The sequence below is a fragment of the Herbaspirillum sp. AP02 genome, from assembly GCF_015767275.1.
GTDB lineage: Bacteria > Pseudomonadota > Gammaproteobacteria > Burkholderiales > Burkholderiaceae_D > Herbaspirillum.
Genome location: NZ_JADWMY010000007.1, coordinates 53,557 through 66,695 on the forward strand (window position 1 = coordinate 53,557; position 13,139 = coordinate 66,695).

Consider the following 13,139-nt stretch of genomic DNA (forward strand, 5'->3'; position numbering starts at 1 on the left):
GAGCCCCATGCCCAGCCCACGTACCTCCCAGCGCCTGGCCCGCGGCGCTGCTGCCCTGCTGATCCTGCTGGCCGGCGCCGAAATCGGACGTCGCGTCGCCGACCTGCCCAGCCTGCCGGCGCTGGTCGACCTGCAGTTCGACCTGACCCCGCGCAGCCAGAGCTACAAGGTCTTCGACGCCAACCCCATCGCCCGCTCCAGCCATCCGCGAGCGCTGCCCGTGGCGCTGCGTCCGCTGGAGACCAACGTGCCATGGAAAAAGAATGGCCAGCTCAGCATTGCCGACTTCCTCAAGACCACCGCCACCCACGCCTTCGTGGTAGTGCAGGACGGCAGCGTGGTCTATGAACGCTACATCGACGGTTTCGACGCCAATTCCCGCTTCACGTCCTTCTCGGTGGCCAAGTCCTTTGTCTCGGCGCTGACTGGCGTGGCCTTGATGCAAGGCAAGATCAAGTCGCTGGACGAGCCCATCGACCACTACCTCAAGAGCGATGAACTGGCACCCGCCTACGCCGGCATTACCATCGGCCAGTTGCTGGACATGCGTTCCGGCATCGACGTCGACGAGCGCTATGCCGGTTCCCTGACCTCACCGGTGGTGCGCATGTTCGTCAGCACTGACCTGCACAGCTTCCTGGCCCGGCGCCATGGCTTGCGCTTTGCACCCGGCGAGCGGTTCGAATATCGCAGCGTCGATACCCTGGTGCTGTCGCGGGTGCTGGCGCACGCGACCGGGATGCGCCTGTCCGACTTCGCGCAGCAAGCCTTGTGGGAACCGCTGGGCATGGAGCAGGATGCCAGCTGGAGCGTGGACAGCCGCAAGCACGGCGTGGAAAAGGCCTTCTGCTGCCTCAACACCACTGCACGCGAGTTCGCCCGGCTGGGTCTGCTCTATCTGGACCAGGGACGTATCGGCGAGCACCAGGTGATCAGCCCCGCATGGGCGGCCGAACCGCGCCGTCCCGACAATCGCAGCGACATCCTCGAATACCGGGATGGCTGGTGGATTCCGCCCGGCAACGCACAGGACCAGGACTTCTCGGCCATCGGCGTATTCGGACAGTACATCTACGTCAATCCGGCGACGCGCACCGTCATCGTCAAGCTGAGCGACTACGGTGCCGAACAGGACGAAGTATTGACCACGCTGGCCATGCGCAGAATCAGCCATTACCTGGTGGGCCGGGACTGAGCCATCCGCTGCGGGCACCAACAAAAAACCGCCGGTCACGCTCTCGCGACCGGCGGTTTGCATTGAATCAGCAGAAAATCTAAACGATATACATCATTATCCGACCAATTCTTCCACGCAGGCTCAGAACAACTCGTTCTTCATCTGCGTCTTGGCCTTTTCTTCTTCAGGCGTCAGGCCACTGCGGTCACCCATGCCCAGGTCGCGCACCATGGCGCTGGGCGGAAACTCGGCGTAGTAATACTCGCCGCCCGATTCGATCACGCCGTCCGGGACCTTGCGATCCACGTTGGGCACATCCTTGAGCGCCTTGGACATGTAGCTGATCCACACCGGCAGGGCCAGGCCGCCGCCGGTTTCGCGGTCGCCCAGGCTCTTGGGCTGGTCGTAGCCGATCCAGGCAATCGCGGTCAAGCCGGGCTGGTAACCGGCGAACCAGGCATCCATGGAGTCGTTGGTGGTACCGGTCTTGCCGGCCAGGTCGGTACGCTTCAACGACAGCGCCTTGACCGCAGTGCCATGGCGCACCACGTCGCGCAGCATGCTGTCCATGATGAACGCATTGCGGGCATCGATGACACGGTTGGATTCATCCTCGGCCGTAGCCGGCTTGCCCTGCGAGAGCACCTCGCCATTGCTGTCGGTGACCTTGGTGATCAGATAGGGATTGATCTTGTAGCCGCCGTTGGCGAACACCGAATACGCCCCCACCATCTGCAGCGGGGTGACGTTGCCCGCACCCAGCGCCAGCGTCAGGTAGGGCGGATTCTTGTCGGCGTCGAAGCCGAAGCGGGTGATGTATTCCTGCGCATACTTCACACCCACGCGTTCCAGGATGCGGATCGAGACCAGGTTGATCGACTTCTGCAGCGCGCGGCGCATCGAGATCGGGCCCTCGAACTTGCCCCCGTAGTTCTTCGGCTGCCACACCTGGCCACCGGTCTGGGTGAAGGTCAGCGGCGCATCATTGATGATGGTGGCCGGCGACAGCCCCTTTTCCAGCGAGGACGAATAGATGAAGGGCTTGAACGACGAACCCGGCTGGCGCCAGGCCTGCGTAACGTGGTTGAACTTGTTGCGGTTGAAGTCGAAGCCGCCCACCAAAGAGCGGATCGCACCATCCTGCGAGTTCACCGAGACGAAGGCCGATTCCACTTCCGGCATCTGGGTGATGATCCAGGCCTTGCCATCCTGGAAGACGCGGATGATGGCGCCGCGCCGGATCTTCTTCTGCGGCGGCGCCTTGTCCGACAGCAGATTGGCGCCGAAGCCCAGGCCGGCGCCGGAAATGCTGATCTCTTCACCGGTGGAGAGCATGGCCGTGATTTCCTTGGGCTTGGCCTCCAGCACCACGGCGGCGACCATGTCATCGCTGTCGGGGTGATCGGCCAGCTCCACTTCCACGGCATCTTCCACGGCTTCCTTGGTGGCGTTGTCCGGCAGGTCCATATAGCCTTCCGGGCCGCGATAGCCATGCCGGCGCTCGTAGTCGATGATGCCGCGACGCAGGGCGATGTAGGCTGCATCCTGGTCGGTCTTGGTGATGGTGGTGAAGACGTTCAGGCCGCGGATGTAGGTCTCGTCCTTGTATTGCGCGTAGACCAGCTGACGCGCCATTTCGGCCACGTATTCGGCGTGCATGCCGAAGGCCGAGCTGTCGCCCTTGACCCGCAGTTCCTCGTCCTTGGCTTCCTGGTATTGCGCATCGGTGATGTAACCCAGCTGGCGCATGCGCAGCAGGATGTACTGCTGGCGCGCATGGGCGCGCTTGGGATTGACCACCGGGTTGTAGGCCGAGGGCGCCTTGGGCAGGCCGGCCAGCATCGCGGCTTCGGCGATGCTGATGTCCTTCAGTTGCTTGCCGAAATAGATCTGGGCGGCCGAGGCGAAGCCATAGGCGCGCTGGCCCAGATAGATCTGGTTCATGTACACCTCGAGGATCTGGTCCTTGGTGAGGTTGTTCTCGATCTTCCAGGCCAGCGGGATTTCATAGAAGAACTTGCGCGTGGCCTTCTGCAGGAAGGTCGGCTCGTTGCTGGTCAGGAAGAAATTGCGCGCCACCTGCTGGGTGATGGTGGAAGCACCGCCGCCACCGCCGGAGAGGTTGGAGAAGGTGGCCCGGGCAATGCCCTGGTAATCGACGCCGCCGTGCTCGTAGAAGCGGTCATCCTCGATGGCCAGCACGGCCTTCTTCATGATGTCCGGGATGTCCTTGAAGTGCACCAGGTTGCGGCGTTCCTCGCCAAATTCGCCGATCAGCACGCCATCGGCCGAGAAGATGCGCAGCGGGATCTTGGGACGGTAATCGGTCAGCGTATCGAGGTCGGGCAGCTTGGGATAGGTCAGCGCGACGATGAAGGTCACGCCCAGCGCCACCATCACGACCAGACCCAGTACCGTGCCAAACAGGCCCAGGAGGATGCGCAGCGACCAGTGCATGCGCTTGCGCGGGGCCTTTTCTGCGGGTTTATCCGCCGCCGATGCCGGTTGGTGTTGATCGCCGCCGTTGGAAGATGAAGACATTCGAGATAAACGTTAAAGCAGGCCGGAGCCGGATTGGAAGAAACAAGCCCGCATTATAGCGGCTCGCCCGGAAGGGCCGCGCGGCCAGGTGTTGCAAATAGACCAAAGCGCAGGAGCACGGTTCCGGTCAGGATGGACGGAAGTGAAGTAATTGACATCATTTGCTGCAAATTGAGGGGCATTCCTCAATTTTTCGCTATTCCCCCGCCTCTCGGCCGGCCAGACAATTCCCCCTTTCCCCTTGCGAGAGAACCGCGGCATGGCCAGCTCCATCTTTCCTTCCCGCCGGGTGTCGGCACGCCTGTGCGCCGGCCTGGACATCGGTCCCGACCGGGTCCAGCTGGCCCTGCTGCGCCGCTGCGGCCAACGCCCGCAATTGCTGCGACTGGATCAGCGCCGGTCGGCCCGGCCCTTGTGCCGCGACGGACAGGTGGTCGACTTCGATGCACTGGTGCTGATCTGCCGCTCGCTGCTGGACAATCCGGCCTGCCAGGGCGCCATGCTGGCGCTGGCCCTGCCGGCGGCCACCCTGACCGGCCGTCGCCTGGTCCTGCCGGCCGCGTCCAGCGAGGTCCAGCGCCTGGCACAGGTGCGCGCCGAAATGGCCGCCCATGGCGCGTCGGACGAGGCGCAGGTACTGGACTACCGGGTACTCGGTCCGCAACCGGCTTCACCGGCCGACGTCCAGGTGCTGGCACTGGCCGCCTCCACGCTGGCCATCGAAGACCGGCTGGCACTGGCCGAGGCACTGAGCCGGCCCCTGGCGACGCTGGCACCGGAGGACCTGTGCCTGGCGGCCTGGTTGCGCGATGAGCGCCGCGCCGACCAGACTGCGATCCTGCGGCTGGATCGCGGTGGCAACTGGCTGCTGCATGGCACCGCGCCCACCCACTGTCTGTCGCCGCAGGCTGCCGCGCGCGGACCGCTGCCCCTGCTGGCCAGCGTGGCGCCGCTCCTCACCCCCCTGCCGCGCAGATTGCTGCTCAGCGGCGACGCCCCCAACCTCAACGTCACCGCACGCGCCTTCATCAAATATGCCGGCATCGATGCGCAGCTCGCGCCGATCCCCTCGCCGCTGATGCTGTCCTCGGCGATCGCCGCGCAAATCCCGGTCGACTACCAGTTGGCTCTGGCCCTGGCGTGGGAGGGCATGGCATGAAGCCGAGCTTCGATTTCTCGCGCACTCCGCAGCAGCGCCGACGCCAGCGCGAACGGGACTTCTATCGCTGGCTGGGAGCGGCGGCGCTGCTGGGCTGTCTGATCGCCGCGGTACCCGGCCTGCGGGTGTGGTGGCACACCTCATCGCTACACCAGGCCAATGCCCTGCTGACCCAGGAGTTGCAAACGCTGGCAGCCCAGGTGCAACAGACCAGTGCCCTGCGCGCCCGCATCGATGCGCTGAACAAACAGATCAGCGCGCAAGAGCAACTGGCCCGACGGCGCCAGCAGGCCATCCTGCTGCTGCGGGGCGCGGCCCAGGCTGGCAACCCGCAGACCCGTCTGCAGCGCGTCGTGCTGCAGGCCGAACGGGCCGAACTACGCGGCCATGCGACCACTGCGCAGGCGGTGCAGGACTACGCCACCGCCCTCTCCGGCGCCGGCCTGGACGGCGCCACCCTCAATGATCTGCACGCCGAAGAGGGTGGCTACGCCTTCAGCGTGGTCATCCCCTTGGCGCCGTCCGCCGCGAGCGCCATCAAGGAGCCAAAATGAAACCCGCAAGCCTGCGTACCCATCCGGCCCACTGGCCCCTGCCGGCGCGGCTGGCCCTCTACCTGCTGACTACGCTGCTGTGCGCGGCCAGCGGACTGCTGCTGGCGGTCGGGGAACTGGACGAATCGCGCCAGTCCGCCCAGCGGCAACAGCAGGACCTGCGCGTGCAGTTCCAATCCGCCCTGAACCAGGCGGTACAGCGGGATGGCCTGCGGTCGCGCCAGAGCGCACTGGAAATGCAACTGGTCGCGCAACAGGTTCAGCTGTGGCGCCCCGACCAGCAGCAACCCGAACTGTTGCACGCCAAGCTGGCGCGTCGCGCCGACGAGCATGGGCTGGTGCTGACCTCCTTCCAGCCCCAGCCCGGCAAGCTGAGCGCCGCCATCAGCCTGCGCGGCAAGCATGCCGGCCTGTTGCGCTTCGTCGAACAGGTCAGCCGGCCACCGATGCCGGTGCTGTTCGAGAACCTGGAAATCACCAGCGAGCGCAGCCCCCAGGCGGCCCTGCTGATGAAGGCCACGGTCTCCGCGCCCGCTGGCAATGCCACTTCGGCTGCCCTGGAGTCCCCGCCATGAGCGCGCTATCCCTTGCCACGCTGATGCTTGCGCCAGCGTTGCTGGCCGCTGCCGCCTATGCCGCGCTGGTGGCGCTGGAACATCCCGACGAGGCCACGGCGACCCGCCAGTGGATCACCCTCACCCGGGCGCAGGCACTGCACGTGCCGTTCACCCCGCCGTTGGCGTCGCGCCCGCTCTCGGGAGAAACGGAGCGCCCGTCATCCGATTTCCCCGATCCTTTCCAACTCGAAAGCGACGCCCCCACGCCAGCGGCGACGTCACGGCAGGCGCGCAGCAAAGCCGGCCCTGCCCAGGAAAGCGAGGAAGACGAAGACCTTGTTGCCGCTGCCACCCCAACACTCCCATCACCGTCATCCGCTGCAGCCACCCCGGCGCGCCCGGCGCTGCGACTGCTGGGCACGCTACGTCGCAACGAGCACTGGATCGCACTGGTGGAACTGGATGGCGCCACTCGTCGCCTGCAGGTTGGTGACCTACTTCCCGGCACGCTGGGCGAAGTACTGGCGGTGCACGAAGACCAGATCGCCATCCGCCACGCCGGGTCGACCCAGACCATCTCGATGGAAAATTATGCCGCCGGCTCACGTCCAACAGTAAGGCCCTACGCCCGCAGCATGGGCCTGGCACCGCGCAGCAGCGGGCGCCGCCTGATCCGCCCCGGGGGCCGGCGATGAGAGCCCTGCTGCTGTTGTTCGCCAGTCTCCTGTCCCTGTCACCCCGGCCGTGCCTGGCCGAGAACCGCCTGCATGGCATCAGCATCCAGTACCGCCCGCAGGGTGCCACGTTGACCCTGCAACTGGCCCATCCCATGCACCCGGCGCAGGTCGGCACATTCCAGCTACTCGATCCGGCGCAACTGGTACTGGACCTGCCGCAGACCACGCCGGCCGACAAGCTACCCCGCACGCTGGCCGCCAGCGGTGTGCTCAAGCGCGTGCTGGTGGCGGCCGACGACGAGCGGCTGCGGCTGCAGTTACAGCTCAAGCACGCCGTCAGCCATCGACTGCGGATCGAGGATGAACGCCTGCTGGTCGAGCTCGACCAGCGCGCCGGCCCCGAGCCGGGCGCGCTGCAGGCCATCGACTTTCGCCGCGGCGCCGCCGGTGAGGGACAACTGAGGCTGGAACTGGGCGCGGCCGATCAACCGCTTCAGGTCCGTCAACTGGGCCGGCGCCTGGTGGTGGACATCGGCGGCGCCAGCCTGTCACCGGCCCTGCAGCGACCGGTCGAGGTCGGGCGTTTCGCCACACCCGTGACGCATTACCATGCCTATCCTTACGAGGGCGGCACCCGCGTGGCGCTGGAAACGCAGGGCCAATGGCGCTACCAGGCCTACCAGAGCGGCCGCCGGCTGGTGATCGATGTGTTGCCCGTCAGCGGCAGCAGCACCACCCACGCCACCCACGCTGCGTCCGGAACGCAATCCGACAAGCGCCAAGGCGGCGACAGGCTATCGCTCAATTTCCAGAACATCGATATCCGCACCGCCCTGCAGGTCCTGGCCGATTACAGCGACGTCAATCTCGTGGCCAGCGATGCCGTCGCCGGGCAGTTGAGCCTGCGCCTGAGGGATGTCCCATGGGATCAGGCGCTGGAGCTGATCCTGCAGGCCGGCCGGCTGGAGATGCGGCGCACCGGAGAGGTGCTGTGGATCGCCCCGCGCGAGGAAATGCAGGCGCGCGAACGCCAAGAACTGGAGCAGAAAGCCCTGATCGCCGACCTGGAACCGGTCCATGCCGAAAGCTTCCAGCTCAACTACCAGCGCGCCGATACCCTGCGCCGCGCATTGGGCATCGGCGAAGACGGCAACACCCAGGCCGGGCGCCGCAACACCCTGCTGTCCCGTCGCGGCAGCGCCATGATCGACCATCACACCAACCAGTTGCTGGTGACCGATACCCTGGCCGTGCTGGCCAACGTGCGCAAGCTGATCGAGCGCATCGACGTGGCGGCGCGCCAGGTGCTCATCGAGGCCCGCATCGTCGAGGCCGACGACAGCTTCGCCCGCAATCTCGGCGTCAAGCTGGGGCTGGCGGCGACCACCCGGGGCGCGGCGGTGGGCAACGGCTATGCGGCCATCGGCGAGAAAACCGGCCAGACAGCGCCCGCGCCGGGCCTCTACCTGAGCGAACCGGCCCTGAACCTGCGTGCCGAGCCGCTCAGCGGCGCCGCGCCGGGCAGCTTCGGCTTTACCCTCTTCAACGCCGCCGCCCAGCGCTTCCTCAACGTCGAACTCTCGGCGCTGGAAGCCGACGGGCGCGGCAAGATCGTCTCCAGCCCGCGCCTGATCACCGCCGACCAGCAGGCGGCCCTGATCGAACAGGGAGAGGAAATCCCCTACCAGCAGGCCGCCGGCAACGGCACCACCGCCACTGCCTTCAAGAAAGCCAACCTGAAGCTGGAGGTGACGCCCCAGATCACCCCCGACGGCAACGTGATCCTCGATGTCGACCTCAACAAGGACAGCCGGGGCAACGTCACCCCGGGCGGCCTGGCGATCAACACCAAGCACGTCAAGACCAAGGTCCAGGTCGAAGACGGTGGTACGGTGGTCATCGGCGGCATCTATACCCAGACCGACAACGACCATGAAACCCGGGTGCCGTTGCTGGGCGACATTCCCATCCTGGGCGCCCTGTTCCGCAGCAGCAGCCGCGTGCGCGACAAGACCGAACTGCTGATCTTCCTCACGCCCCGTATCGTTGCGCCGCCGCGCCCGTATTGAGCCCGGCAGCCCTCCGGGCGCGCTCCGCAGCCCGATTTTTCCCGGCGGCGGCGCAAAGAACGGTAAAATCGCGTTTCCAGGCCCGTACCGCCGGGCGCAAGCCGGCCAGCGGCCGGCCCGGACACCGCCCACCGGGCGGCGGGTGACCGTGCCGACAGATGCGCGGCGCCATCGACATTGGCCAGTAGCGCAGAGCAGAATTCTTAGATATGACTGGAAGCATCTTCCTTGTCGGCCTGATGGGAGCCGGCAAGACCACCATAGGCCGGGCCCTGGCCAAGAAGCTGAACAAGCGCTTCGTCGATTCGGACCACGAGATCGAGGCGCGCACAGGCGCCACCATCCCGGTGATCTTCGAGATCGAGGGCGAGGAAAGCTTCCGCCGCCGCGAAGCGGAGGTGATCCGCGAACTCTCGGCCCAGCCCGACATCGTGCTGGCAACCGGCGGCGGCGCCGTCCTGCGCGCCGAGAATCGTGAAAACCTCAAGAAGGGCGGCACCGTCATCTACCTGCGGGCCAGCATCAACCAGATTCTCCAGCGTACCGGGCGCGACAAGAACCGCCCGCTGCTGCAGACCGCCGACCCACGCCGCAAGCTGGAAGAGCTTTCGCGCCAGCGTGACCCGCTCTACCGCGAGGTGGCCGACTTCGTGATCGAGACCAACCGGCCCAATGTCCAGTTCCTGGTACAGACCATCATCAGCCATCTGGAACTGTCGCCCAAGGAAGGCACCTGGCTGCCCTCATCGGAGGCGGATGGAGCACAGGCCGATGACACCGTGGTCATCGAACGCAGCAGCGCACTTGTCACCCGTACCGCCGATGGCACCACAGTGTTCGCCACCAGCCATTCCACCCGGATTTTCCATGGCGCCGCCAGCGCCGAACCCAGCCATCGCCGCATGAACCAGAACACTGCCACCGTCACCCCGATCACCCTCAACGTCGACCTGGGCGAACGCAGCTACCCCATCCACATCGGTCGCGGCCTGCTGGACGATGCGTCCCTGCTGCCGCAATACGTCAAGGGCAAGCGCGTAGCCATCGTCACCAACGATACGGTCGCCCCCCTGTACCTGGACAAGGTCGCCAACGCCCTGCGCGCCGCCGGCAAACAGGTCAGCGAAATCGTGCTGCCTGATGGCGAGGAAGAAAAGAACTGGGCCAGCCTGATGAAGATCTTCGATCGCCTGCTGGCCGACAAGTGTGATCGCAAGACCACCCTGGTCGCCCTGGGCGGCGGCGTGATCGGCGACCTGACCGGCTTTGCCGCTGCGTCCTACATGCGCGGCGTGCCCTTCGTGCAGGTGCCGACTACCCTGCTGTCGCAGGTCGATTCCTCGGTGGGCGGCAAGACCGGCATCAACCATCCGCTGGGCAAGAACATGATCGGCGCCTTCTACCAGCCGCAGGCCGTCATCGCCGACACCGCCACCCTGCACACCCTGCCCGCGCGCGAACTGGCCGCCGGCATCGCCGAAGTCATCAAGCATGGCGCCATCATCGACGCGCCCTTCTTCGACTGGATCGAAACCAATATCGCGCAACTGGTCTCCAAGGACGATGCCGCCCTGGCCTATGCCGTCCAGCGCTCCTGCGAAATCAAGGCCGAGGTGGTGCGCCAGGACGAACGCGAAGGTGGCCTGCGCGCCATCCTCAACTTCGGCCACACCTTCGGCCACGCCATCGAAAACGGCCTCGGCTATGGCCAATGGCTGCACGGCGAAGCCGTCGGTTGCGGCATGGTCATGGCGGCCGATCTGTCGCAGCGCCTGGGCTATATCGATGCCGGCACGCGGGACCGCATCCAGGCGGTCACCGCCGCAGCCGGCCTGCCGACGGTGGCCCCCAGCCTCGGTACCGAACGCTGGCTGGAACTGATGGAAGTGGACAAGAAAAACGAAGGCGGCCAGATCAAGTTCATCCTGATCAAACCGCTGGGCAGCCCCCTGATCACCAACGTGCCGCAGGAATTGCTCTTGCAAACCCTGGCGGCCTGCACCGGAGAGTAAGCATGCACGCTGAAGCGCCCCCCCGTCTGGCCCCCTATGCCGCCCACTCGGCAAGCTCGCGGGGCCGGCGCTTCAGTGAAACCCCGCCCGGCTCGCGCAGCGAATTCCAGCGCGACCGTGATCGCATCGTCCACTCCACCGCCTTCCGCCGTCTCGAATACAAGACCCAGGTCTTCGTCAATCACGAAGGCGACCTGTTCCGCACCCGCCTGACCCACAGTATCGAGGTCGCGCAGATCGCCCGCTCCTGCGCCCGCAACCTGCAGCTCAACGAAGACCTGGTCGAAGCCATCTCCCTGGCCCACGACCTGGGCCACACCCCGTTCGGCCACGCCGGCCAGGATGAGCTGAACCACTGCATGAAGCACCATGGCGGCTTCGAACATAACCTGCAGAGCCTGCGCGTGGTCGATGAGCTGGAACAGCACTATGGCGCCTTCGATGGCCTGAACCTCAGCTTCGAAACCCGCGAAGGCATCCTCAAGCACTGTTCCCTGCACAATGCACGACAACTGGGCGACATCGGCGTACGCTTCCTGGAAAAGAAACAGCCCTCGCTGGAAGCGCAGCTGGCCAACCTGGCCGACGAGATCGCCTACAACAACCACGACATCGACGACGGCCTGCGTTCGGGCCTGCTGACGATGGAACTGATGAGCGAAGTGGATTTCTTCGCCCGCCATCTGCGCGAGGTCGAACAGACCTATCCCGGCATCACCGGTCGCCGCATGATCCATGAAACGGTCCGCCGCATGATCAACGCGCTCATCGTCGACCTCATCCAGACCGCCAGCACGCGCATCGCCGAAATCGCACCACGCGATATCGAGGATGTCCGCAACGCCCCGCCTCTGATCGCCTTCTCCGATGCCATGGCCGGCGAAGCGGCCGTGCTGAAGAAATTCCTGCGCGAAAAGCTCTACCGTCACTATCAGGTCAACCGCATGACCGCCAAGGCGCGTCGCATCATTGCCGAGATGTTTGCCGCCTTCATGGGCCAGCCCAGCCTGCTGCCGCCGGACTACCAGGTCAAGGGAGTTCATGATGAAGCCCAGCAACTGGACAAGCAGGCAAGAAAAGTCGCCGACTACATCGCCGGCATGACCGACCGTTACGCCATCCGCGAACATCGTCGCCTGTTCGTGATGGAATGAGCAGGTCAGGCTTTCCAACTCATCCACACCGTCATCCTCACTGAACGCAGCGTTTCGATACGTTGCGTTTTCCCTCAGCTCTTCCGTGGTGGGCAGGTCATTGTGATTTCATTGCATCACTGCAAATGAAATCCGGCTGCCGCCGCCGGCCCGACATTTCGTTACATTTTTCCTGAAAAATTTTTTACCAGGAGTGGCACCGTATCGACCCGCATCGGCTCGCTGCAAAACCTTTCCAGCAAAGGCTTTCCGTCATATCCGACAACTTCACCGGAGTAAGTCGTGCTGCCAGGGCAAGGAAACTGACACCTGTTAATTTTTGTCAATATCAAGTCCGTCACGACCGGGCCGTTATGCAGGAATGGAGTGGTGCGTCATCCGGCGCGCCGTCATTTCCAGTGGATCCGTCTTCCCCCTTGATGCCCGGATCCCCCTTTTTACAGGAGACCGTCATGGCCATCGGCAACACCACCGGCCTGGACAGCAAATCGCTGCTGCCCAGCACCACTTCCCCCACCGCCACCAACGGCGACAGCACCGCCTTGTCTGCCAATGCATCCGGTACCTCCGGCACCAGCAACGACAAGATCGCCGAAGCCAGAAAGGCAAACCTGCTGACCGAAGCGGGCGCCAAGGCACAGTTCAATCTGTCCATCGTCCAGTCCTCGCTGGAGGTTTCCTTGCAGAGCGGCAACGATCCGCTGTCGCTGGTCTACAAGACCGCCATCGAGAACATCAACGACATCCTGCGTCCGCAGCTGGGCGACCAGGCCGTGCAGAATGCGGCATCCCAGGACAATTCGCCTGAAGGTACCGCCGGGCGTATCGTCTCCTTCATCACCAACATGTTCGAGCTCTACAAGCAGAACAATCCCAACAAGGATGATGCGACCAACATCGACGACTACATGAACCTGATCTTCAAGGGCGTCGACCAGGGCTTCAAGGAGGCCCGCGGCATCCTGGAGAGCCTGAGCGTCCTGCAGGGCGACATCGCCAGCAACATCGACAAGACCTATGACCTCGTGCAGAAGTCGCTGAATGACTTCATCAACAAGGTCAAGGGTGGCAAGCAGGATGGTGGGGATAGTGAAGGTAGCACTGACAACGGTGATGGCCAGGGCGGCACCGTGGTTGCCAGCGAGACCACGGTCAGTATCTCGGTGTCGGTGAGCCAGACACGGATCAGCACGACTGCGTAGGACTTGCGCCTGTTGATGCAGGCCGCTACGCGAACGA

10 protein-coding genes are annotated in these 13,139 nt (G+C 64.8%); 9 read left to right on the plus strand and 1 reads right to left on the minus strand.

Annotated elements, in window-relative coordinates; translation table 11 throughout:
* The first annotated feature begins 7 nt into the window (after window positions 1-7).
* Window positions 8-1,195 carry a serine hydrolase gene (locus I5R65_RS15105; protein ID WP_180668439.1) on the plus strand — a complete coding sequence of 396 codons (1,188 nt, stop codon included), beginning with the start codon at window positions 8-10 and terminating at the stop codon, window positions 1,193-1,195.
* 123 nt (window positions 1,196-1,318) lie between these two features.
* Here I5R65_RS15105 and I5R65_RS15110 read toward each other — a convergent pair whose 3' ends face one another.
* Window positions 1,319-3,634 carry a penicillin-binding protein 1A gene (locus I5R65_RS15110; RefSeq protein ID WP_180668440.1) on the minus strand — a complete coding sequence of 772 codons (2,316 nt, stop codon included), beginning with the start codon at window positions 3,632-3,634 and terminating at the stop codon, window positions 1,319-1,321.
* A gap of 343 nt (window positions 3,635-3,977) precedes the next feature.
* Between I5R65_RS15110 and pilM the strand changes: the two genes are divergently transcribed.
* From pilM to I5R65_RS15150, 8 genes are all read left to right on the plus strand, one after another.
* The gene (pilM, locus tag I5R65_RS15115) at window positions 3,978-4,877 is read left to right on the plus strand and encodes a pilus assembly protein PilM (protein ID WP_180668441.1); all 900 of its coding nucleotides are present in this window, start codon (window positions 3,978-3,980) and stop codon (window positions 4,875-4,877) included.
* Window positions 4,874-5,431: a PilN domain-containing protein gene (locus I5R65_RS15120; RefSeq protein ID WP_180668442.1), complete on the plus strand. Its 558-nt coding sequence runs from the start codon at window positions 4,874-4,876 to the stop codon at window positions 5,429-5,431. Before pilM ends, I5R65_RS15120 begins: the two co-directional genes overlap by 4 nt.
* Window positions 5,428-6,006 (plus strand): type 4a pilus biogenesis protein PilO, encoded by a 579-nt coding sequence (gene pilO, locus I5R65_RS15125; RefSeq protein ID WP_180668443.1) that lies wholly within the window; start codon window positions 5,428-5,430, stop codon window positions 6,004-6,006. Before I5R65_RS15120 ends, pilO begins: the two co-directional genes overlap by 4 nt.
* Window positions 6,003-6,683: a hypothetical protein gene (locus tag I5R65_RS15130; RefSeq protein WP_180668444.1), complete on the plus strand. Its 681-nt coding sequence runs from the start codon at window positions 6,003-6,005 to the stop codon at window positions 6,681-6,683. The genes pilO and I5R65_RS15130 overlap by 4 nt, the downstream gene beginning before the upstream one ends.
* Window positions 6,680-8,734, plus strand: a complete 2,055-nt coding sequence (locus I5R65_RS15135) for a type IV pilus secretin PilQ (RefSeq protein WP_180668445.1) — start codon at window positions 6,680-6,682, stop codon at window positions 8,732-8,734. Before I5R65_RS15130 ends, I5R65_RS15135 begins: the two co-directional genes overlap by 4 nt.
* 209 nt (window positions 8,735-8,943) lie before the next feature.
* On the plus strand, window positions 8,944-10,746 hold the full coding sequence (gene aroKB / locus I5R65_RS15140; RefSeq protein WP_180668446.1) for a bifunctional shikimate kinase/3-dehydroquinate synthase AroKB: 1,803 nt from the start codon (window positions 8,944-8,946) through the stop codon (window positions 10,744-10,746).
* 2 nt (window positions 10,747-10,748) lie between these two features.
* Window positions 10,749-11,900 (plus strand): deoxyguanosinetriphosphate triphosphohydrolase, encoded by a 1,152-nt coding sequence (locus I5R65_RS15145; RefSeq protein ID WP_180668447.1) that lies wholly within the window; start codon window positions 10,749-10,751, stop codon window positions 11,898-11,900.
* A 452-nt stretch (window positions 11,901-12,352) separates the two neighbouring features.
* Window positions 12,353-13,102: a DUF5610 domain-containing protein gene (locus tag I5R65_RS15150; protein WP_180668448.1), complete on the plus strand. Its 750-nt coding sequence runs from the start codon at window positions 12,353-12,355 to the stop codon at window positions 13,100-13,102.
* Window positions 13,103-13,139: the final 37 nt, after the last annotated feature.

What these genes read in the sequence shown, in the direction of transcription:
- I5R65_RS15105 (WP_180668439.1), top strand. Translation starts at nt 8, where the DNA reads ATGCCCAGCCCACGTACCTCCCAGCGCCTGGCCCGCGGCGCTGCTGCC.
- I5R65_RS15110 (WP_180668440.1), bottom strand. Translation starts at nt 3,634, where the DNA reads ATGCACTGGTCGCTGCGCATCCTCCTGGGCCTGTTTGGCACGGTACTG.
- pilM (WP_180668441.1), top strand. Translation starts at nt 3,978, where the DNA reads ATGGCCAGCTCCATCTTTCCTTCCCGCCGGGTGTCGGCACGCCTGTGC.
- I5R65_RS15120 (WP_180668442.1), top strand. Translation starts at nt 4,874, where the DNA reads ATGAAGCCGAGCTTCGATTTCTCGCGCACTCCGCAGCAGCGCCGACGC.
- pilO (WP_180668443.1), top strand. Translation starts at nt 5,428, where the DNA reads ATGAAACCCGCAAGCCTGCGTACCCATCCGGCCCACTGGCCCCTGCCG.
- I5R65_RS15130 (WP_180668444.1), top strand. Translation starts at nt 6,003, where the DNA reads ATGAGCGCGCTATCCCTTGCCACGCTGATGCTTGCGCCAGCGTTGCTG.
- I5R65_RS15135 (WP_180668445.1), top strand. Translation starts at nt 6,680, where the DNA reads ATGAGAGCCCTGCTGCTGTTGTTCGCCAGTCTCCTGTCCCTGTCACCC.
- aroKB (WP_180668446.1), top strand. Translation starts at nt 8,944, where the DNA reads ATGACTGGAAGCATCTTCCTTGTCGGCCTGATGGGAGCCGGCAAGACC.
- I5R65_RS15145 (WP_180668447.1), top strand. Translation starts at nt 10,749, where the DNA reads ATGCACGCTGAAGCGCCCCCCCGTCTGGCCCCCTATGCCGCCCACTCG.
- I5R65_RS15150 (WP_180668448.1), top strand. Translation starts at nt 12,353, where the DNA reads ATGGCCATCGGCAACACCACCGGCCTGGACAGCAAATCGCTGCTGCCC.